This window comes from Streptomyces sp. PsTaAH-137 (assembly GCF_003259365.1).
Classification (GTDB): Bacteria; Actinomycetota; Actinomycetes; order Streptomycetales; family Streptomycetaceae; genus Streptomyces.
Genome location: NZ_QLLY01000003.1, coordinates 320247 through 340346, shown reverse-complemented (window position 1 = coordinate 340346; position 20100 = coordinate 320247). Strand labels below are relative to the sequence as shown.

Sequence of the window (20100 nt, the reverse complement as noted above, 5' to 3'; positions counted from 1 at the left end):
GTGGCGGCCACCGGGGAGACTGGGTGGCGTGTTCCTGACGATCAGCACCACCGGCACCCCTGAACGCCCCGCGACCGACCTCGGATTCCTGCTGCACAAGCATCCCGACAACGCCCAGGCGTTCTCCACCTCCTACGGCACCGCGCACGTCCTCTACCCCGAGGCGAGCGCGGAGCGGTGCACGGCTGCCCTGCTGCTCGAAGTGGACCCGGTGGCGCTGGTGCGCCGCGGCAAGAAGAACAACACCGCCGACGCGGCGCTCGCGCAGTATGTGAACGACCGGCCGTACGCCGCGTCGTCGCTGCTCGCCGTGGCGCTCAGCGCCGTGTTCTCCAGCGCGCTGCGCGGGGTGTGCAAGGCGCGCCCCGAGCGGGCCGAGGAGCCGTTGCCGCTGCGCGTCGAGGTGCCCGCGCTGCCCGCGCGCGGCGGCCCCGACCTCGTACGGAAGCTGTTCGAGCCGCTCGGGTGGACCGTCGAGGTGGAGCGCGTCGGGCTCGACGAGCGGTTTCCCGAGTGGGGCGATTCGCGGTACGTCCGACTCGTCCTGGAAGGGGAAATGCGGCTCGCGCAGGCGCTGCGGCACCTCTATGTGCTGCTGCCGGTGCTCGACGACGCCAAGCACTACTGGGTCTCGGCCGACGAGGTCGACAAGCTGCTGCGCGCGGGGGAGGGCTGGCTGGCCGGCCACCCCGAGCAGCGCCTGATCACCAGCCGGTATCTGTCGCGGCGCTGGTCGCTGACCCGGGAGGCGATGCAGCGGCTCGAACTGGTACGGCTCGCGGACGCCGACGACACGGACGTCGAGGAGATCGACAACGCCGTGGACGAGTCGACCGACACCGAGGAGAAGCCGGTGCCGCTCGCCGTGCGGCGGCGCGAGGCGATCCTCGACGCGCTGCGCGCCTCCGGCGCGGCCCGCGTGCTCGACCTGGGCTGCGGGCAGGGCCAGTTGGTGCAGGAGCTGCTGAAGGACGTGCGGTTCACCGAGATCGTGGGGCTCGACGTGTCCGTGCGCGCCCTCACCATCGCCGCGCGACGGCTCAGGCTGGAGCGCATGGGGGAGCGGCAGGCCGCGCGCGTGCAGCTCGTCCAGGGATCGCTCGCCTACACCGACAAGCGGCTCAAGGGATACGACGCGGCGGTGCTCAGCGAGGTCATCGAGCACCTCGACCTGCCCCGGCTGCCCGCCCTGGAGTACGCGGTGTTCGGCTCCGCGCGGCCGCGCACCGTCCTCGTGACGACGCCGAACGTCGAGTACAACGTCCGCTGGGAGACCCTGCCCGCCGGGCACGTCCGGCACGGCGACCACCGGTTCGAGTGGACGCGCGAGGAGTTCCGTACCTGGGCGGAGCGGGTGGCCGGGCGGCACGGATACGACGTGCGGTACGTGCCGGTGGGGGACGACGACCCCGAGGTGGGGCCGCCCACGCAGATGGCGGTCTTCACGGTTCGGGAGGCAGCGGGACCCGGGACAGCGGTGAAGAAGACAGCGGTGAAGAAGACGGTGGAGAAGAAGAAGGAGGCGGCGGCATGACCGACAGCGAGAACACAGGGCGCGTGCTGCCCGTCACCGACCTCTCCCTGGTCGTCCTGATCGGCGCGTCGGGTTCGGGCAAGTCCACCTTCGCGCGGGCCCACTTCAAGCCGACCGAGGTGATCTCCAGCGACTTCTGCCGCGGCCTGGTCGCCGACGACGAGAACGACCAGAGCGCCAGCCGCGACGCCTTCGACGTGCTGCACTACATCGCGGGCAAACGGCTTGAAGCCGGCCGCCTGACGGTGGTCGACGCGACGAACGTGCAGCAGGACGCGCGCCGCCAGCTCGTCGACCTCGCGCGCACGTACGACGTGCTGCCGATCGCCATCGTGCTCGACGTGCCGGAGGACGTGTGCGCCGCGCGCAACGCCGAGCGGACCGACCGGGCCGACATGCCGCGCCGCGTCATCACCCGGCACTCCCGTGAACTGCGCCGCTCGCTGCGGCACTTGGAGCGGGAGGGGTTCCGGAAGGTGCACGTCCTGCGGGGCGTGGACGAGGTGGAGCGCGCCGGTGTCGTGCGCGAGAAGCGGTTCAACGACCTGACCCACCTCACCGGACCGTTCGACATCGTCGGCGACATCCACGGCTGCGCGAGCGAGCTGGAGACCCTGCTCGGCAAGCTGGGGTACGTCGACGGCGCGCACCCGGAGGGCCGCACGGCGGTGTTCGTCGGCGACCTCGTCGACCGCGGGCCGAACACCCCCGGCGTGCTGCGCCGGGTGATGGGGATGGTGAAGGCCGGTACCGCGCTGTGCGTCCCCGGCAACCACGAGAACAAGCTGGAGCGCTGGCTCAAGGGCGCCCAGGTCCAGCACACGCACGGCCTCGCCGAGACCGTCGAGCAGCTGGGCGCGGAGAGCGAGGAGTTCCGGTCCGAGGTGCGGGAGTTCGTGCGCGGGCTCGTCAGCCACTACGTCCTCGACGGCGGCCGGCTCGTCGTGTGCCACGCGGGTCTGCCCGAGAAGTACCACGGGCGGACCTCGGGCCGGGTGCGTTCGCACGCGCTGTACGGGGAGACGACGGGCGAGACCGACGAGTTCGGGCTGCCCGTGCGCTACCCGTGGGCGGAGGACTACCGCGGCAAGGCGGCGGTCGTCTACGGACACACCCCGGTGCCGACCGCGACCTGGCTGAACAACAGCATCTGCCTCGACACCGGTGCCGTCTTCGGCGGCCGGCTCACCGCGCTGCGCTGGCCGGAGCGCGAGCTGGTCGACGTACCGGCCGAGAAGGTCTGGTACGAGCCGGCCAGGCCGCTGGTCACGGAGGCGCCCGGCGGGCACGAGGGCCGGCCGCTGGACCTCGCCGACGTGCGGGGGCGCCGGACCGTGGAGACCCGGCACGGCGGCCGGATCGCGGTACGCGAGGAGAACGCGGCGGCGGCCCTTGAGGTCATGAGCCGCTTCGCGGTCGACCCGCGGCTTGTGCCGTATCTGCCGCCGACCATGGCGCCGACGGCGACGTCGCAGGTGGAGGGCTATCTGGAGCACCCCGCCGAGGCGTTCGCCCAGTACGCCGCCGACGGTGTGGCCCGGGTCGTGTGCGAGGAGAAGCACATGGGCTCGCGCGCCGTGGCCCTGGTCTGCCGGGACGCGGCGGTGGCGCACGAGCGGTTCGGCGTCGCCGAGGGGGACACCGCGGTGACGGGCGCGCTCTACACCCGTACCGGGCGGCCGTTCTTCGACAGCGCCGAGATGACGGAGGCGGTGCTCGGGCGGGTGCGGGACGCCGTCACGGAGGCCGGACTCTGGGACGGGCTCGACACCGACTGGGTGCTGCTCGACGCCGAGTTGATGCCGTGGTCGCTGAAGGCGTCCGGGCTGCTGCGGTCGCAGTACGCGGCGGTGGGCGCGGCCGCCGGGGCCGTGTTCCCGGGTGTGCTGGACGCGCTGGAGGGCGCGGCCGGGCGCGGGGTCGATGTGGGCGACCTCCTCGGCCGGCAGCGGGAGCGGGCGGCCGACGCCGCCGCGTTCACCGATGCGTACCGGCGCTACTGCTGGAGCACGGACGGTCTTGAGGGGGTGCGGCTCGCGCCGTTCCAGGTCCTCGCCGTACGCGGCCGTTCCCTGGCCGGGCTGCCGCACGACGAGCAGCTCGCGCTCGTCGACCGGATGGTCGAGCACGACGCGAGCGGGCTGCTCCAGACGACGCGACGGCTGTACGTCGACACGGGGGACCCGGAGTCGGTGCGGGCCGGTGTCGACTGGTGGCTGGAGATGACCGGGCGCGGCGGCGAGGGCATGGTCGTCAAGCCGGTCGGGGCGCTGGTGCGCGACGAGAAGGGGCGGCTTGTGCAGCCCGGGATCAAGTGCCGGGGCCGCGAGTACCTGCGGATCATCTACGGTCCCGAGTACACGCGCCCGGAGAACCTGGCCAAGCTGCGGCAGCGGTTCCTCGGGCACAAGCGGTCGCTTGCCGTGCGGGAGTTCGCGCTCGGGGTGGAGGGGCTGGAGCGGCTGGCCGACGGGGAGCCGCTGTGGCGCGTCCACGAGGCCGTCTTCGCGGTTCTGTCCCTGGAGTCGGAGCCGGTGGACCCCCGCCTCTGATTCTCCGCGGGCCCGGTGGGGGCTGGTCGCGCAGTTCCCCGCGCCCCTGGGTGGTTCTTCGTCCGCGGCCCGGTGGCCGCTTCTCGCGCAGTTCCCCGCGCCCCTGAAGCGAGCTTCGCTCGCCCAGGGGAGGCGGCGCGCAGCGCCTGCCTCAGGGGCGCGGGGAACTGCGCGACCAGCCACGACGAGAGCCGCGCGTGACGAACTGGTTTTAAGGGGCGCGGGGAACCGCGCGACCAGCCACGACGGTGGCGGGCCCGGCAGTCGGACGTGTGCGAGGCGCATCCCGGGCTTCCCGGGGAAGGATGGACCCATGGGATTTCACGTCGACTCCGAGGCCGGGCGGCTGCGCCGCGTGATTCTGCATCGGCCCGATCTGGAGCTGAAGCGCCTCACGCCCAGCAACAAGGACCAGTTGCTCTTCGACGACGTGCTCTGGGTGCGCCGGGCGCGCCAGGAGCACGACGGTTTCGCCGACGTGCTGCGCGACCGCGGCGTCACGGTGCACCTCTTCGGCGACCTGCTCACGGAATCGCTCGCCGAGCAGGCGGCCCGCACGCGCGTCCTGGACCGCGTCTTCGACGAGAAGGAGTACGGCCCCCTCGCCACGGACCACCTCCGCGCCGCCTTCGAGGCGCTGCCCGCGCACGAACTGGCCGAGGCACTGATCGGCGGGATGACGAAGCGGGAGTTCCTCGCCCGGCACCCGGAGCCGACGTCCGTCCGCTTCCACGTGATGGACCTCGACGACTTCCTGCTCGCGCCGCTGCCCAATCACCTCTTCACCCGCGACACCTCGGCCTGGATCTACGACGGCGTCTCGGTGAACGCGATGCGCTGGCCGGCCCGGCAGCGCGAGACCGTGCACTTCGAGGCGATCTACCGGCACCATCCGCTGTTCCGGGACGAGAGATTCCACGTCTGGTCCGAGGGACAGGCCGACTACCCGTCCACCATCGAGGGCGGCGACGTGCTCGTCATCGGCGAGGGCGCCGTCCTCATCGGCATGAGCGAGCGGACCACCCCGCAGGCCGTCGAGATGCTCGCGCACAAACTGTTCGCGGCGGGCTCGGCCCGCACCATCGTGGCGCTGGACATGCCGAAGCGGCGGGCCTTCATGCACCTGGACACCGTGATGACGATGGTGGACGGGGACACGTTCACGCAGTACGCGGGCCTCGGCATGCTGCGCTCGTACACCATCGAACCGGGCACCTCCGGAAGGGAGTTGAAGGTCACCGACCACCCGCCGGAGCACATGCACCGGGCCATCGCGGCGGCCCTCGGCCTCAGCGGCATCCGGGTCCTGACCGCCACCCAGGACGTGCACGCCGCCGAGCGCGAGCAGTGGGACGACGGGTGCAACGTGCTGGCGGTCGAGCCGGGCGTCGTGGTCGCCTACGAGCGGAACGCGACGACGAACACCTTCCTGCGCAAGCAGGGCATCGAGGTCATCGAGATCCCGGGCAGCGAGCTGGGCCGGGGCCGGGGCGGCCCGCGCTGCATGAGCTGCCCGGTGGAGCGCGACCCGGTCACCGCCGGCTGAGCCAACGGCCAAGGGCCAAAGGGCAAAGGGCAAGGGCCACAAGCCAAAGCCGGGGGTCACCCCGGCGCGGCGGGTGGCAGCCCCCGTTCCGTCACCTGCGCCCGCAGCAGCGCCACGAACGCCCGTACGGCGGCGGAGCGGTGACCGCCGGAGCGGGTGAGGAGCGCGGCCGTGCGGTGCGGGAGCGGCGGCCGCAGCGGCACCTGGGACAGTCCCGGCCGGTCCAGGGTCACGGCGTCGGGCAGCACGGTGGCCAGCGCCCCGCCCCGCACGATCTCCAGCAGCGCCAGCGCCGAGTCGGCCTCGACGACGACCCGGGGCGCCACCCCCTGCTCGGTGAAGTAGGCGTCGATCCGGGCCCGGGTCGCGAAGTCGCCGGCGAGCAGCGCGAGGTCCCGCCCGTCCAGCGCGGCCACCGCCAGCGGCGCGGAGCCCGCCCCGGACGAGCCCGCCCCGGCGCCCGTGACGACGCCGAGCGTCTCGACGAACAGCGGCTCGGCCGTGACCCCGGGCACCGCCGGACCGGTGAAACCGATGCCCGCGTCGAGGTCGCCGGCGATCAGCCCCTCCCCGATGTGCTCCTGCGTCGTCTCCCGGACGGTCAGGTCGAGCCCGGGGTGCAGGGCGTGCAGGGCGGCCATGAGCGGCCCGACGAGATAGGCCGTGAAAGTGGGCGTGACCGCGAGCCGCAGCCGCCCGCGCGAGAGGTCCTGCACGTCGCGCAGGGCCGCGTCGGCGGCGGCGATCTCGCGCAGCGCCCGCCGCGCGTGATCGACGTAGACCGCGCCCGCGTCGGTGGGCAGTACGGTGCGCCCGGACCGGTCGAGCAGCGGCTGCCCCACGGACCGTTCCAGCGCCCGGATCTGCTGGGACAGGGTCGGCTGGGAGACGTGCAGCGCCTCGGCGGCCCGGGTGAAGGTGCCGTGGTCGACGACGGCCAGGAGATAGCGCAGGTGCCGCAGTTCCACAGGAGCCATACGACGAGCCTAGCGCCGGGTATAGCTGTCATCTATAGGAGATATGGCCAGTGCGTCTTGGACGCTATAGGGGCAGTTCATCCAGGCTGGGTAGCAGTTCGGCAGAGGCCGACAAGGCATCGACCGGCGGAAGCCGGTCGCCCATCGATCGACCGGAGGCATCTCATGGACTTCGTCCAGCGCACCATCGACCTGGCCCGCGCCAACGTCCTGGACGGCGGCCGCCCCTTCGCCACCGTCGTCGTCAAGGACGGCGAGATCATCGCTGAGCGCGCCAACCAGGTCGCCCAGACCAACGACCCGACGGCCCACGCCGAGGTGCTGGCCGTCCGCGACGCGTGCGTGCGGCTCGGCACCGAGCACCTGACCGGCACCACCATCTACGTCCTGGCGCAGCCCTGCCCGATGTGTCTGGGCGCGCTCTACTACTGCTCGCCCGACGAGGTCGTCTTCGTCACGACCCGGGACGCCTACGAGCCGCACTACGTGGACGACCGCAAGTACTTCGAGCTGAGCACGTTCTACGACGAGTTCGCCAAGCCGTGGCAGGAGCGCAGGCTGCCGATGCGGCACGAGCCGCGCGAGAACGCCGTGGACGTCTACCGCCTGTGGCAGGACCGCAACGGCGGCGACCGCCGGGTCCCGGGCGCCCCGCTGAGCGACCACGGCGAGCAGGGCTGAATATAAATGTGGAGCATCGTATAGACTTACATCGTCCCGTTGTTCCCACCCCTGTCCCCGAACCTTCCTCAGGAGCACCCCATGGCGACGACCGCCCGCCCCGACCTCGCAGGTCGCCACTTCCTGAAGGAGGTGGACTTCAGCGCGGAGGAGTTCCGCGGGCTCGTCGAGCTGGCCGCCGAGCTGAAGGCCGCCAAGAAGGCGGGTGCGGAGACGCAGTACCTCAAGGGGAAGAACGTCGCTCTGGTCTTCGAGAAGTCGTCGACCCGGACCCGCTGCTCGTTCGAGGTCGCGGCCGCCGACCAGGGCGCCTCGACGACGTACATCGACCCGGCCGGTTCGCACATCGGCAAGAAGGAGTCGAGCAAGGACACCGCGCGCGTGCTCGGCCGGATGTTCGACGCGATCGAGTTCCGCGGGGACGAGCAGGCGACCGTCGAGACGCTGGCCGAGTTCTCCGGTGTGCCGGTCTACAACGGCCTGACCGACGACTGGCACCCCACCCAGATGCTCGCCGACGTGCTCACGATGACCGAGCACAACGACAAGCCGCTGAACGAGATCGTCTTCTCCTACCTCGGCGACGCCCGCTTCAACATGGGCAACTCCTACCTCGTCACCGGCGCGCTGCTCGGCATGGACGTGCGGATCGTGGCGCCCAGGGCCTACTGGCCCGCCGCCGAGATCGTCGCCCAGGCCGAGAAGCTCGCCGAGGCGAGCGGCGCGCGCATCACGCTCACCGAGTCCGTCGCCGACGGCGTCACCGGCGCCGACTTCGTCGTCACCGACGTCTGGGTCTCCATGGGCGAGCCCGAGGAGGTCTGGGACGAGCGGATCAAGGCGCTCACGCCGTACGCCGTCACCATGGACGTGCTGCGCGCGACGGGCAACGCGGACGTGAAGTTCCTGCACTGCCTGCCGGCCTTCCACGACCTGGGCACCAAGGTCGGCCGGGAGATCCACGCCAAGTACGGCCTGGAGTCCCTGGAGGTCACCGACGAGGTCTTCGAGTCGGCGCACTCCGTCGTCTTCGACGAGGCCGAGAACCGGATGCACACCATCAAGGCCATCATGGTCGCCACGCTCGGCCGCCCGTGACCTACGGGACATACGCCACGTAACACCTCGAAACCGTTCATATCTGTTCACACTGATGGGGCCGGACCACCCTCTCCGGCCCCATCGGCATGCGGCACACCCCCGCCGCACCCGCACCACCGGAGAAGAGCACCACCCCATGCACCGCCCCACGTACCGTCCCCTGCGCATCAAGTCGCCCGAGTCCCTCATCGCCGAATCGGGCGCCGACCTGGAAGGCCACGGTCTCAAGCGCACCATGGGGCTCTTCCAGCTCGTGTGCTTCGGGGTCGGCGCGGTCGTCGGCACGGGCATCTTCGTCGGCCTGTCCGACACGGTCGCCGAGGCCGGACCCGCCGTCATCATCTCGTTCGTGCTCGCCGCGATCACCTGCGTCTTCACGGCGTTCTCCTTCGCCGAGCTGGGCGGCGCGATCCCGGTCTCCGGATCCTCGTACTCGTTCGCCTACGCGACCCTCGGCGAGCGCGTCGCGTTCCTCGTCGGCTGGTGTCTGCTCCTGGAGTACGGCGTCTCGGTCTCCGCCGTCGCCGTCGGCTGGAGCCAGTACCTCAACGAACTCCTCGACAGCCTCTTCGGATGGCAACTGCCCGCCGCGCTGTCCGCGGGCCCGTCCGACGGCGGTGCCGTCAACCTGCCCGCCGTCCTCGTCCTGCTGATGGCCGCGACGCTGCTGGTGCGCGGCATCCGGGAGAGCGCGACGGCCACCGCCGCGATGGCCGTGCTGAAGATCGGCATCCTGATCGCGTTCTGCGCCATCGCCTTCACCGCGTTCGAGGACCACAACCTGACGCCGTTCCTCGCGAACGGCGTCGGCGGCGTCACCTCCGGTGCCTCGCTGGCCTTCTTCTCGTACATCGGCTTCGACGCGGTCACCACCGCCGGTGAGGAAGTGAAGAACCCCCGGCGCAACATCCCCCTCGCGATCATGATCTGCATCGGCATCGTCACGCTGCTGTACTGCGCGGTCGCCGTCGCCGCCATCGGCGCGCTCGGCGCGGACGCCGTCGGGAACAAGCCCGCCGCGCTCTCCCTCGTCGTCGACGGCGTCACCCACTCCGGCGTCGGCGGCGGGATCATCGCCTTCGGCGCGGTCGTCGCCATCGCCTCCGTCGTGCTCGCGGTGATGTACGGGCAGACCCGGATCCTGATGTCGATGTCCCGCGACGGGCTGATCCCGCGCGTCTTCGAGCGGGTCTCGCCGAAGACGTCGACGCCGGTGCGGGGCACCTGGATCGTGGCGTTCGTGTTCGCGGTCCCGGCCGCGTTCTCCTCGCTGGACGCCGTGGTGAACCTGACGACCATCGGCACGCTCGCCACCATGGTCGCCGTCAATGTCGCGGTCGTCGCCCTGCGCCGCTCGCACCCCGGGCTCAAGCGCTCGTTCCGGGTGCCGCTCTATCCGCTCAGCCCGGTCCTGGGCGTCGCCTTCTGCCTCTACCTGATCTGGGGCACCGGCTGGACGACCTGGGTGCAGTTCGCGGTGTTCCTCGCCGTCGGCGTGCTGGTCTACGCCCTCTACGGGCGGAAGAACTCGCGGCTCGGCGGGAGCGCGGAACCTACGCCTCGGACGGGGGCCGCTGCCTAGGCACCGCGGGAAGCGTGAACCACACCGCCTTGCCGGACTCGGTGGGGCGGTGTCCGCACGACGAGGACAGGGTGCGGATCAGCAGCAGGCCGCGGCCGTGCTCCTGCCACGGGTCGGGCTCCTCGGCGTCGTCCGGATTGGTGAGGTCCGCGGGCGGCGCCGGGTCGGCGTCGTGCACCTCGACCTGACAGCCGGTCTCCAGCAGCTCCACCACCAGCTCGATGGGGGCGTCACCGGCCGTGTGCTCCACCGCGTTCGCCACCAGCTCGGCCGTGAGGAGCTCCGCGGTGTCCATGTCGGCGGCCGGCGAGTCGATCTCGGTCAGCGCGGTACGGACGAGGGCGCGCGCCACCGGCACGGCGGCGGCCGTGTGCGGCAGGGCTATGCGCCACGACGTGGGCGTGGAGGGCCCTGGGGGAGGAGTCAAGGCGGGTCCTGAGGGGCGGGTGGGGGCGGTTCGGGCGGGACGGGTGCCGGGGGATGCTGCGTGGGGTGGCCGTCCTGCGTTCAACCTTATGAATGGTACGGCGTGCGTCGATAGAGGCTCCCGGTGGTCTTCCTCGGGACATTGGGCTCTATGAGTTGAACTGTTCCTTATTCCGTTCCCCGACCCCGGGCCCCAAGGGACCCGTAGCCGCTCTATAGCGTTCTGATGACGACGGTCACGAAGCGGTGATACCTTCGGAGAACAGCCGTCGGAGCACGCCTGCCCGCAGGAGGCCGTACGCGCATGAGTCCCTTCACCGGCTCCGCCCCCCGCACCGATACCTGGCACCACCTCGCGTACGCCGTGGACCCGCACGGCGTCGCCACCGTCACCCTCGCCCGGCCCGAGAAGCTCAACGCGCTCACCTTCGGTGCCTACGCCGATCTGCGCGACCTGCTCGCCGAGCTGTCCCGGGAGCGGGCCGTCCGCGCCCTGGTCCTGACCGGCGAGGGCCGCGGCTTCTGCTCCGGCGGGGACGTCGACGAGATCATCGGCGCCACCCTCGCCATGGACACCGCGCAGCTGCTCGACTTCAACCGGATGACCGGCCAGGTGGTGCGGGCCGTGCGCGAGGCGCCGTTCCCCGTGATCGCCGCCGTGCACGGGGTCGCCGCGGGCGCCGGGGCGGTGCTCGCGCTCGCCGCCGACTTCCGGATCGCCGACCCCAGCGCCCGCTTCGCGTTCCTGTTCACCAGGGTCGGTCTGTCCGGCGGCGACATGGGCGCCGCCTATCTGCTGCCCCGCGTCGTCGGCCTCGGCCACGCCACCCGGCTGCTGATGCTCGGCGACGCGGTGCGCGCCCCGGAGGCCGAGCGGATCGGCCTGGTCAGCGAGCTGACCGACGAGGGCAAGGCGGACGCGGCGGCCCTCGCCCTCGCCCGCCGCCTCGCCGAAGGCCCCGCCCTCGCCCACGCCCAGACCAAGGCGCTCCTCACCGCCGAGCTGGACATGCCGCTCGCCGCGTCGGTCGAGCTGGACGCCGCGACCCAGGCCCTGCTGATGACCGGCGAGGACTACGCCGAGTTCCATGCCGCCTTCACCGAGAAGCGCCCGCCCGCATGGCAGGGGAAGTGAGGCCCGCGTGACCGCGCGTCCACAGAAACGCCCAGGGAAGATCGCCGTCATCGGCGGCGGCCCCGGCGGCCTGTACGCGGCCGCGCTCCTCAAACGCCTCGACCCGGACCGCGAGATCACGCTCTGGGAGCGCAACGCGCCGGACGACACCTTCGGCTTCGGCGTCGTCCTGTCCGACGAGACCCTCGGCGGCATCGAGCACGCCGACCCGGTCGTGTACGCGGCGCTGCGGGACGAGTTCGTGCGCTGGGACGACATCGACATCGTGCACCGCGGCGCACGGCACACCTCCGGCGGCCACGGCTTCGCCGCGCTCGGCAGGCGCCGCCTCCTGGAGATCCTCCAGGACCGCTGCCACCGGCTCGGCGTCGACCTGCGCTTCCGCACCCCGGCCCCGCCGCTCGACCGGCTGCGCGCCGAGTACGACCTGGTCGTCGCCGCCGACGGAGTGCGCAGCGCGACCCGCACCGCCTGCGCCGACAAGTTCGGCCCGCACATCGAGGAGCACCGCAACCGCTACATCTGGCTCGCCGCCGACTTCGCCCTCGACGCGTTCCGCTTCGAGATCGCGGAGGCCCCCCACGGGGTGATGCAGCTGCACGCATACCCCTACAGCGACGGCGAGTCGACGGTCATCGTCGAGATGCGGGACGAGGTGTGGCGGGCCTCCGGACTCGCCGGCCTGGAGGTGCGCGAGTCCGTCGCGGCCTGCGCGAAGATCTTCGCCGACGCGCTCGGCGGACGCGCCCTGAAGTCCAACGACTCCTCCTGGCTCACCTTCCGCACGGTCGTCAACGACCGCTGGTCGCACGGCAACTGCGTACTCATCGGCGACGCCGCCCACACCGCGCACTTCTCCATCGGCTCCGGCACCAAACTCGCCGTCGAGGACGCCCTCGCCCTCGCCGCGTGCCTGGAGGAACACCCCACCACCGAGGCCGCGTTGCGGGCGTACGAGGCCGAGCGGCGGCCCGTCGTCGCCTCCACCCAGCGCGCCGCGCACGCCAGCCTCCAGTGGTTCGAGGACCTCCCGCGCTATCTGGACCAGCCCCCGCGCCAGTTCGCGTTCAACCTGCTCACCCGCAGCCGCCGGGTCACCCACGACAATCTGCGGCTGCGCGACGCCCGCTTCACCGCGTCGGTGGAGCGCGAGTTCGGCTGCCCCGAGGGCACCCCGCCGATGTTCACGCCGTTCCGGCTGGGCGGACTGCGGCTGCGCAACCGCGTCGTGGTCTCCCCGATGGACATGTACGCGGCCGTGGACGGCGTACCCGGCGACTTCCACCTGGTCCACCTCGGCGCGCGGGCGCTCGGCGGCGCGGGCCTGATCATGACGGAGATGGTCTGCGTCAGCCCCGAGGGCCGCATCACCCCGGGCTGCGCCGGTCTCTACACCGACGGTCAGGCGGCGGCCTGGCGGCGGATCACCGAGTTCGTGCACACCCGGGCACCCGGCGCCGCGATCGGCGTCCAGCTCGGCCACTCCGGCCGCAAGGGCTCCACGCGCCTGATGTGGGAGGGCATCGACGAACCGCTGCCCGACCCGGCGGACAACTGGCCCCTGGTGGCGGCCTCCCCGATCCCGTACAAGAAGGGCAGCCAGACCCCGACGGAGCTGACGCCCTCCCGACTCGGCGACATCCGAGACCAGTTCACCTCTGCCGCCGAGCGGGCCGCCCGCGCGGGCTTCGACCTCCTCGAACTGCACTGCGCGCACGGCTACTTGCTGTCCGGCTTCCTGTCCCCGCTGACGAACCGCCGCGACGACGCGTACGGAGGCTCCCTGGCGGCCCGGCTGAGGTTCCCCCTGGAGGTCTTCGACGCGGTGCGCGAGGTGTGGCCGGACGACCGGCCCATGACCGTACGGATCTCCGCGACGGACTGGGCCGAGGGCGGGACGACCGCCGAGGACGCGGTGGCGGTCGCCCGGGCCTTCGCCGCGCACGGCGCCGCCGCGATCGACGTCTCCACCGGCCAGGTCGTCGCCGACGAGCGCCCGGCGTACGGGCGCTCCTACCAGGTGCCGTACGCCGACCGGATCCGCGGCGAGACCGGCGTCCCGGTGATCTCCGTCGGCGCCATCTCGTCCTGGGACGACGTCAACTCCCTGGTCCTGGCGGGCCGTACGGACCTGTGCGCGCTGGCCCGCCCGCACCTGTACGATCCGCACTGGACCCTGCACGCGGCGGCCGAGCAGGGCTACACGGGAGAGGGCGTCGGCTGGCCGGACCCGTACCGCGCGGGCAGCAGACCACCGCAGACCGGCCGCCTCGAAGCCCCCAAACCCCGCCTGGTCCTGCCGAGTTGATCCTGCGACGGCAGGTCAGCGGGACGGCTCGGCCATCCCCGCGGTCAGCGTCGTCCCGTCCGCCGGGTCGACGAGCAGGAACGCGCCGGTGTGCCGGATCTCCGCGTACGCGTCGAGCGCCAGCGGCTCGGCGGTGCGCAGCACGGCCCGACCGAGGTCGTTCGCCGTCAACTGCCCTGCCTCACCCAGCGATTTGACGACGGCCTTCACCGTGCGGGTGGTGTGCCGCACGAGGACGCGCTGCCCCACCGTCAGCGGCTCGTCCGCGAGATGGCAGACGGCGGCGCGCACGTCCTGGGTGACCTCCGGTGCCTGGTCGCCGGCCGGGGCGATCAGATCGCCCCGCGCCACGTCCAGCTCGTCGGAGATCCGGATCGTCAGGGACGACCCCGCGTGCGCCTCGTGCACGGCCGTGCCGAGGACGTCGAGGGCGGTGATCGTCGTCGTACGGCCGGAGGGCAGCACGGCGACCCGGTCGCCGACGCGGAGGGTGCCGGAGACCAGCCGGCCCGCGTAGTGCCGCGCCTCGCCGTGCCGGATGACGTACTGCACCGGGAAACGGGCGGGGGCGTCCGGCGACTCCGCGGTGACCTCGACCGTCTCCAGGTGCTCCAGGACCGTCGGGCCGCCGTACCAGTCCATGCGGGCGGAAGGCTCCACGACGTTGTCCCCGGCGAGCGCCGAAATGGGGATCGCGGTGAGCACGGGCACACCCAACTCGGCCGCCAGCGAGCCGAATTCAGCGGCGATCTTCGCGAAGGCGGCCTCCTCGTACCCGACGAGGTCCATCTTGTTGACGGCGAGGACGACGTGCGGGACGCGCAGCAGCGCGGCGATGGCCGCGTGCCGCCGGGTCTGCTCGACGACACCGTGGCGGGCGTCGACGAGGATGACCGTCAGCTCCGCCGTGGAGGCGCCCGTCACCATGTTGCGCGTGTACTGCACATGGCCCGGGGTGTCCGCGAGGATGAACCGGCGCCGGGGCGTGGCGAAGTAGCGGTAGGCGACGTCGATGGTGATGCCCTGCTCGCGCTCGGCCCGCAGCCCGTCGGTGAGCAGCGCCAGATCGGGGGTGCCGGTGCGGGAGATCGACTCCAGCTGGTCGGCGAGGACCGACTTGGAGTCGTGCAGGAGGCGGCCGACCAGCGTGGACTTGCCGTCGTCGACCGACCCGGCCGTGGCGAGCCGCAGCGTCCCGGCCTCGGCGGCCGGGGAAACAGTGGGGGAGGTCATGTCTAGAAGTACCCTTCGCGCTTGCGGTCTTCCATCGCGGCCTCGGACATCTTGTCGTCGGCGCGGGTGGCGCCCCGCTCGGTGAGCCGGGAGGCGGCGATCTCGGCGATGACCTGGTCCAGCGTCTCGGCGTCCGAGTCGACGGCCCCGGTGCAGGACATGTCGCCGACCGTGCGGTAGCGCACCCGGCGCTTCTCCGGGACCTCGCCCTCCTTCGGGCCGCCCCAGTCACCGGCCGTCAGCCACATGCCGCTGCGGCTGAACACCTCGCGCTGATGGGCGAAGTAGATCTCGGGGAGTTCGATCTGCTCGCGGGCGATGTACTGCCAGACGTCCAGCTCGGTCCAGTTGGACAGCGGGAAGACGCGGACGTGTTCGCCGGGGGCGTGGCGGCCGTTGTAGAGCTGCCACAGCTCGGGGCGCTGGCGGCGCGGGTCCCACTGCGAGAACTCGTCGCGGAGCGAGAAGACGCGCTCCTTGGCGCGGGCCTTCTCCTCGTCGCGGCGGCCGCCGCCGAAGACCGCGTCGAAGCGCTCGGACTGGATCTTCTCGGTGAGCGGCACCGTCTGGAGCGGGTTGCGGGTGCCGTCGGGGCGCTCCTTGAGCTTGCCCGCGTCGATGTAGTCCTGGACGGAGGCGACGTGCAGGCGCAGGCCGTGGCGGGCGACGGCACGGTCGCGGTAGTCGAGGACCTCGGGGAAGTTGTGCCCGGTGTCGACGTGCAGCAGCGAGAACGGGACGGGCGCCGGGGCGAACGCCTTCAGCGCGAGGTGCAGCATGACGATGGAGTCCTTGCCGCCGGAGAAGAGGATCACCGGCTTCTCGAACTCGCCCGCCACCTCGCGGAAGATGTGCACCGCCTCGGACTCCAGCGCGTCCAGGTGGCTCAGGGCGTACGACGACTCGCTCATACCAGCCCCCCGTCCGCCAGGACCGCGTGCACCGAACCGGCCGACTCGGCCGGCGTCTGCGCCTGCGTCTCCAGGAGCAGATCCGGCGACACGGGCGCCTCGTACGGGTCGTCGACGCCGGTCAGCCCCTTCAGCCGGCCCGCGGCCTGACGCGCGTACAGGCCCTTCACGTCACGCTCGCTGCACACCTCCAGCGGTGTGGCGACGTGGATCTCGAAGTACGGGGTGTCGCTCGCCGCGTGCCGCTTGCGGACGGCCTCGCGGCTGTCGGCGTACGGGGCGATGACGGGCACGACGGCGAAGATGCCGTTGCGCGCGAGGATCTCGGCGACCAGGCCGATGCGCTGCACGTTCGTGTTCCGGTCCTCGCGGCTGAAGCCGAGGCCCGCCGAGAGGAAGCGGCGGATCTCGTCACCGTCGAGGACCTCGACGCGGTGGCCCTCCGCGCGCAGGCGCCCGGCGAGGGCGCGCGCCACGGTGGTCTTGCCGGAGCTCGGCAGACCCGTGAGCCAGATCGTGGCCCCTCGGGACCGCTGCCGTGCCGTCCCGGCCTGGTTGGCCGTAGTCATACGTGGAGTCCTTCCGCGGCGCCGACGGTGCCGCAACTCATCAATGGAGGGTGGTCAGTTGGAGGTGTCGGTTCAACCCGCGCCGGTCAGCTCGGAGAACAGGGCCTCCCAGCGCGGGTGCACCGCGTCCGGGCCGTAGGCCGCCGCCGTGAGCAGCGCCGCCGTGCCCATCTCCGTACGCAGCTCGCGGTCCGCCATGAGACGGCTCAGCGCGTCGGCGAGCGCGTCCGGGTCCTGCTCGGGGACGAGCAGCCCGTCGACTCCGTGCGTGAGGACGTCGGAGGGGCCCGTCGGGCAGTCGAAGGAGACCACGGGCAGGGCGTGCGCCATCGCCTCGATCATCACCATCGGCAGTCCCTCGAAGCGCGAACTCAGCACGTAGACACTGGCCTTGGCGAGTTCGTCGTCGAGCCGTTCGCTGTGCCCCATCAGGAAGACGTGGTTGTAGAGGTGGTGCTCCTCGATCAGGGCGCGCAGCTGTGCCTTCTTCTCTCCGGTGCCGTAGATCCTCAACTGCCAGTCGGGGTAGGCCTCGACGAGCTTCGCCCACGCGGGGATCAGCAGGTCGAAGCCCTTCTGCGGGAAGAGCCGGCCGGCCGCGACCACGATCCGCGCCGCGTGGCCGGAGGGGACCTGGTCGAGGGAGTGCACGGCGTTCGGGATCCGCACGACACGGGTGCCGGGCAGCAGCCGGGCGTACTCGGCGCGGTCCCGCTCGGTCAGCACGGCGACGGCGGCGAACGCGCCGTAGGTCTCGACGATGCGCTGCTGCACATCGGGCTTGTGCGTGCCGTGGTTCATGTGTTCCTGCGCCACCCGCACCACGCCGTTCACGGCGTGCGCGGCGGACAGGAAGTTCAGCGCGGGCCGCGTGGTGACGAGCACCCCGTCGGTCAGCGACCGCAGATAGCCGGCGAGCGCGAGCTCGACCCGGCGCGTGAAGTACCGGGCGCCGAACTCACCGGCGGGGATCTCCGTGCCGGGCCCGTCGAGGTCCGCCGGCCGGCCGCGCAGGGCGCGCCGCACCCGCGCGGCGAACCCGCGTGCGGGCGCCTGCGGTTCGGGACGGTGGCCTTCGCGCACGTCGAGGAGCGTCGTCACGGGAACCCGCTCGTCGAGCGGGAACTGGAGGTCGTCGCGGTTGCGCAGCGCACACACGATCTCGACGTCCCAGCCCGCCGCCACCAGGGAGTTCGCCTGGTTGAAGACGGTGCGGATGGTGCCGCCGCGCCCGTAGGCGTGCATCAGCAGATAGCGGATCCGGGGAGGCTTCTTCGCGGTCTTCGGGGCCGTCATGCGCGACACTCCAGGGACAGGTTGTCCTCGACCGTGAAGTACGGCTGCACCGCGAAGTCCGCGCCCGGCACCGGCTGCACCGGATAGATCATGATCGCCTTCTTGCCGCGGATGTCGTCCAGCTTGCGGCCGACGCGCAGCTTGTGCGTCCCGTCCGTCAGGTGCAGGTCCCACTGCTCGACGTCCGACGAGCCGTCGTAGGCGGCCAGTTCGGCGACCGCGAACTCGCTCGTGAAGCGCTCGCCGTCCATTTCGGCGGCGCAGCGCAGGACGTGGTCGGTGCGCGAGCGGCGGGTCAGGGTGAGCCGCCAGGCGCGCTCCCGCGCCCCGTCCAGGCCGAGCAGCCGGCCGGTCACCCGGATCCGCCCGTCCCGCGGCCACACCTGCTCGACCTCGGCGTGGGGCTTCACTTGAGGTACCCCCAGGCCTTGCACATGGGCTTGAGGATCTCGGGGATCTCGTCGTCCTCCGGCAGCTCGCGGCCCTGCTGGACGGTGCCCGTCCTGATCTTGTCCCGCCAGTCGCCGAGCCCCTTCTGGATCTGGGTCCCGTCGCGCTTGCCGTACTCCAGCATGGACGGCTCGAAGTCGATGCCGAGGAAGTCGCACAGCGTGCGCAGCCTGCCCTCGGGGTCGGCGGTGAGGTCCTCGTAGCGCACGGTGTGGCCGCCGGTGAGGCCCTTGCGGGCGTTGTCGACGGCCTTCATGTAGCGCAACGCGTCCGCGCACGCCTCCTCGTACGTCCGCTTGTCCGGGTCGCCCTCGTGCCAGGACTGGGCGATGGAGACGGGGTGGCGCAGCAGGAAGACGAACCGGGCGTCGGGCCAGCAGTCGCGGATCCGCCGGTAGACGAACGCGTTGCTGGGCGTCTTCTCCACCACGAAGTCCTTGCCGGACCTGACGAGTTCGCGGTGCATGACGCGGTCCCACAGCAGATGCTCCAGGTCGCCGCGGCTGAGGTCGAGGGCGTCCATGGCCCGCTCCGACAGCTTGCTGCCGTAGCCGACCTCCAGGCGGCGGATGTGCAGCTCGTGCGGGGAGTGCAGCCGCGAGTGCGCGTTCAGGAGCATCCGCAGCAGGGTCGAGCCCGAGCGCACCGGCGACATGATGAAGACCGGCTTGGTGAGCAGCCGGTCCGTGGCCGGGTCGGTGGTGGTCGAGTAGGCGGGCGTGGGCCGCTTGGCCGGCGCGGCGGCCGGCTTCGCGGGCTGCACCGGCACCTTCGGCGCCGCCGTCCGCCGTGCGCGCTGCACCTGGAGGCCGGTGGTGGCGGTGAGCGCCCGGTTCATCTTGCGCATCAGACTCATGCGGCCCGACGCTAAAGGCGCTTTCTGAGAAGAGGGCCGGAGAAACCTGAGGGTTCCCTTAGCACCCCTTCATGTGACACGCATCACCTACGGTCATCTGTTCATGAAGCGTTCACGGTCAGGGGAGCGCGTCATGCCGCATGCACGAAGCGGGCCGCGGCGGTGTGCAGCCGCTCGTGCAGCGCCCGGAACACCACCGCCGAGCGCAGCCCCGGCCAGTGCGCGGGCAGCAGCTCGGGCGGCAGCCCCGGATCCGCGTACGGCAGGTGCCGCCAGGAGTCGAGGGCCAGCAGATGGTCCCGGTACGCCTCCCTCGGCGGGGTGTCCTCGCGCGCCTCCCAGGCCCGCAGCACCGGCCCGTGCTCGTCGAGGAACGCCTCGTGCAGCTTGGCCAGGGCCGCCAGGTCCCACCAGCGGGCCACCGCCTCCGCCGTCGCCGAGAAACCCAGGTGCTCGCCGGTGAACAGCTCGACGTACCCGGCGCAGCCCGCCCGCTCCAGCGTGTGCCGGGCCTCCGCGTACAGCCCTGCGGGCGCGAGCCACACCCCGGGCGCCGCCGTGCCGAAGCCGAGCCCGGCCAGCGTGGAGCGCAGGACGTGCCGCTTGGCGCGCTCGGACTCCGGGACGGAGAACACCGCGAGCACCCAGCCGGTCTCGCCCGTGGCGCCCCCGTACACCCGGCGGTCGCCGTCGTCGAGGAGCTGGCGGGCGTCGTCCGACAGGGCGTAACCGGCGGCTCCTGCGGCCGTGCGCGCGGGCAGCAGCAGGCCCCGCCGCTTCAGCCGGGAGACCGCCGAGCGCACTGACGGCGCGTCGACCCCGGCCGCCCCGAGCAGCCGGATCAGCTCGGCGACCGGGACGGGCCCAGGGAAGCCGCGCCCGTGGGCGCCGTACAGGGTGACGATCAACGACCGGGGCGTATGCGGGGTCTGCTCGGACACGT

17 protein-coding genes are annotated in these 20100 nt (G+C 72.0%); 8 read left to right on the top strand and 9 right to left on the bottom strand.

What is annotated here, in order from left to right:
• Positions 1 to 28: 28 nt before the first annotated feature.
• The 3 genes from K377_RS07915 to K377_RS07905 all read left to right on the top strand — a co-directional run bounded on the left by K377_RS07915 (position 29) and on the right by K377_RS07905 (position 5632).
• Positions 29 to 1534: a 3' terminal RNA ribose 2'-O-methyltransferase Hen1 gene (locus K377_RS07915; RefSeq protein ID WP_111662464.1), complete on the top strand. Its 1506-nt coding sequence runs from the start codon at positions 29 to 31 to the stop codon at positions 1532 to 1534.
• The gene (locus tag K377_RS07910; protein WP_111662463.1) at positions 1531 to 4086 is read left to right on the top strand and encodes a polynucleotide kinase-phosphatase; all 2556 of its coding nucleotides are present in this window, start codon (positions 1531 to 1533) and stop codon (positions 4084 to 4086) included. Before K377_RS07915 ends, K377_RS07910 begins: the two co-directional genes overlap by 4 nt.
• A gap of 313 nt (positions 4087 to 4399) precedes the next feature.
• A complete protein-coding gene (locus K377_RS07905) occupies positions 4400 to 5632 on the top strand; it encodes an arginine deiminase (protein WP_111662462.1) in 1233 nt (410 codons plus the stop codon).
• A 56-nt stretch (positions 5633 to 5688) separates the two neighbouring features.
• Here the strand turns inward: K377_RS07905 and cynR are convergent, their stop codons facing one another.
• On the bottom strand, positions 5689 to 6609 hold the full coding sequence (cynR, locus tag K377_RS07900; protein ID WP_111662461.1) for a transcriptional regulator CynR: 921 nt from the start codon (positions 6607 to 6609) through the stop codon (positions 5689 to 5691).
• A gap of 165 nt (positions 6610 to 6774) precedes the next feature.
• Here cynR and K377_RS07895 point away from each other — a divergent pair, with 165 nt between their 5' ends.
• From K377_RS07895 to K377_RS07885, 3 genes are all read left to right on the top strand, one after another.
• Positions 6775 to 7290, top strand: a complete 516-nt coding sequence (locus K377_RS07895) for a nucleoside deaminase (protein WP_111662460.1) — start codon at positions 6775 to 6777, stop codon at positions 7288 to 7290.
• An 81-nt stretch (positions 7291 to 7371) separates the two neighbouring features.
• Positions 7372 to 8388 (top strand): ornithine carbamoyltransferase, encoded by a 1017-nt coding sequence (argF, locus tag K377_RS07890; protein ID WP_111662459.1) that lies wholly within the window; start codon positions 7372 to 7374, stop codon positions 8386 to 8388.
• 139 nt (positions 8389 to 8527) lie between these two features.
• Positions 8528 to 9973, top strand: a complete 1446-nt coding sequence (locus K377_RS07885; protein WP_111662458.1) for an amino acid permease — start codon at positions 8528 to 8530, stop codon at positions 9971 to 9973.
• On the opposite strand, the gene K377_RS07880 is transcribed toward K377_RS07885, so the two are convergent.
• Positions 9945 to 10400 carry an ATP-binding protein gene (locus tag K377_RS07880; RefSeq protein ID WP_111662457.1) on the bottom strand — a complete coding sequence of 152 codons (456 nt, stop codon included), beginning with the start codon at positions 10398 to 10400 and terminating at the stop codon, positions 9945 to 9947. The two genes, K377_RS07885 and K377_RS07880, sit on opposite strands and share 29 nt — an antisense overlap.
• Positions 10401 to 10703: 303 nt before the next feature.
• On the opposite strand from K377_RS07880, the gene K377_RS07875 reads away from it, so the two are divergent.
• Both K377_RS07875 and K377_RS07870 read left to right on the top strand, forming a co-directional pair.
• Complete coding sequence (locus tag K377_RS07875; protein ID WP_111662456.1) at positions 10704 to 11534, top strand: enoyl-CoA hydratase family protein; 831 nt, start codon at positions 10704 to 10706, stop codon at positions 11532 to 11534.
• Entirely contained in the window at positions 11488 to 13842 is a 2355-nt protein-coding gene (locus tag K377_RS07870) for a bifunctional salicylyl-CoA 5-hydroxylase/oxidoreductase (protein WP_111662455.1), read from the top strand. The genes K377_RS07875 and K377_RS07870 overlap by 47 nt, the downstream gene beginning before the upstream one ends.
• 15 nt (positions 13843 to 13857) lie before the next feature.
• On the opposite strand, the gene K377_RS07865 is transcribed toward K377_RS07870, so the two are convergent.
• The 7 genes from K377_RS07865 to K377_RS07835 all read right to left on the bottom strand — a co-directional run bounded on the left by K377_RS07865 (position 13858) and on the right by K377_RS07835 (position 20098).
• Entirely contained in the window at positions 13858 to 15075 is a 1218-nt protein-coding gene (locus tag K377_RS07865; protein WP_111662454.1) for a sulfate adenylyltransferase subunit 1, read from the bottom strand.
• A gap of 2 nt (positions 15076 to 15077) precedes the next feature.
• The gene (gene cysD, locus K377_RS07860; RefSeq protein ID WP_111662453.1) at positions 15078 to 15986 is read right to left on the bottom strand and encodes a sulfate adenylyltransferase subunit CysD; all 909 of its coding nucleotides are present in this window, start codon (positions 15984 to 15986) and stop codon (positions 15078 to 15080) included.
• Positions 15983 to 16555, bottom strand: a complete 573-nt coding sequence (gene cysC, locus K377_RS07855) for an adenylyl-sulfate kinase (protein WP_111662452.1) — start codon at positions 16553 to 16555, stop codon at positions 15983 to 15985. The genes cysD and cysC overlap by 4 nt, the downstream gene beginning before the upstream one ends.
• Positions 16556 to 16627: 72 nt before the next feature.
• A complete protein-coding gene (locus K377_RS07850) occupies positions 16628 to 17851 on the bottom strand; it encodes a glycosyltransferase family 4 protein (protein WP_111662451.1) in 1224 nt (407 codons plus the stop codon).
• Positions 17848 to 18261, bottom strand: a complete 414-nt coding sequence (locus tag K377_RS07845) for a hypothetical protein (RefSeq protein ID WP_111662450.1) — start codon at positions 18259 to 18261, stop codon at positions 17848 to 17850. Before K377_RS07845 ends, K377_RS07850 begins: the two co-directional genes overlap by 4 nt.
• Positions 18258 to 19157, bottom strand: a complete 900-nt coding sequence (locus K377_RS07840; RefSeq protein WP_161195150.1) for a sulfotransferase — start codon at positions 19155 to 19157, stop codon at positions 18258 to 18260. Before K377_RS07840 ends, K377_RS07845 begins: the two co-directional genes overlap by 4 nt.
• 131 nt (positions 19158 to 19288) lie before the next feature.
• Positions 19289 to 20098 (bottom strand): PaaX family transcriptional regulator C-terminal domain-containing protein, encoded by an 810-nt coding sequence (locus K377_RS07835; RefSeq protein WP_111662448.1) that lies wholly within the window; start codon positions 20096 to 20098, stop codon positions 19289 to 19291.
• Between the last annotated feature and the right edge of the window lie 2 nt (positions 20099 to 20100).

Excerpts from the sequence above, each read along its gene's own strand:
- K377_RS07870 (WP_111662455.1), top strand. The coding sequence starts at position 11,488 with ATGCCGCCTTCACCGAGAAGCGCCCGCCCGCATGGCAGGGGAAGTGAG.
- K377_RS07885 (WP_111662458.1), top strand. The coding sequence starts at position 8,528 with ATGCACCGCCCCACGTACCGTCCCCTGCGCATCAAGTCGCCCGAGTCC.
- argF (WP_111662459.1), top strand. The coding sequence starts at position 7,372 with ATGGCGACGACCGCCCGCCCCGACCTCGCAGGTCGCCACTTCCTGAAG.
- K377_RS07840 (WP_161195150.1), bottom strand. The coding sequence starts at position 19,157 with ATGAGTCTGATGCGCAAGATGAACCGGGCGCTCACCGCCACCACCGGC.
- K377_RS07875 (WP_111662456.1), top strand. The coding sequence starts at position 10,704 with ATGAGTCCCTTCACCGGCTCCGCCCCCCGCACCGATACCTGGCACCAC.
- K377_RS07850 (WP_111662451.1), bottom strand. The coding sequence starts at position 17,851 with ATGACGGCCCCGAAGACCGCGAAGAAGCCTCCCCGGATCCGCTATCTG.
- K377_RS07910 (WP_111662463.1), top strand. The coding sequence starts at position 1,531 with ATGACCGACAGCGAGAACACAGGGCGCGTGCTGCCCGTCACCGACCTC.
- K377_RS07905 (WP_111662462.1), top strand. The coding sequence starts at position 4,400 with ATGGGATTTCACGTCGACTCCGAGGCCGGGCGGCTGCGCCGCGTGATT.
- K377_RS07865 (WP_111662454.1), bottom strand. The coding sequence starts at position 15,075 with ATGACCTCCCCCACTGTTTCCCCGGCCGCCGAGGCCGGGACGCTGCGG.
- cysD (WP_111662453.1), bottom strand. The coding sequence starts at position 15,986 with ATGAGCGAGTCGTCGTACGCCCTGAGCCACCTGGACGCGCTGGAGTCC.
- K377_RS07895 (WP_111662460.1), top strand. The coding sequence starts at position 6,775 with ATGGACTTCGTCCAGCGCACCATCGACCTGGCCCGCGCCAACGTCCTG.
- cynR (WP_111662461.1), bottom strand. The coding sequence starts at position 6,609 with ATGGCTCCTGTGGAACTGCGGCACCTGCGCTATCTCCTGGCCGTCGTC.
- cysC (WP_111662452.1), bottom strand. The coding sequence starts at position 16,555 with ATGACTACGGCCAACCAGGCCGGGACGGCACGGCAGCGGTCCCGAGGG.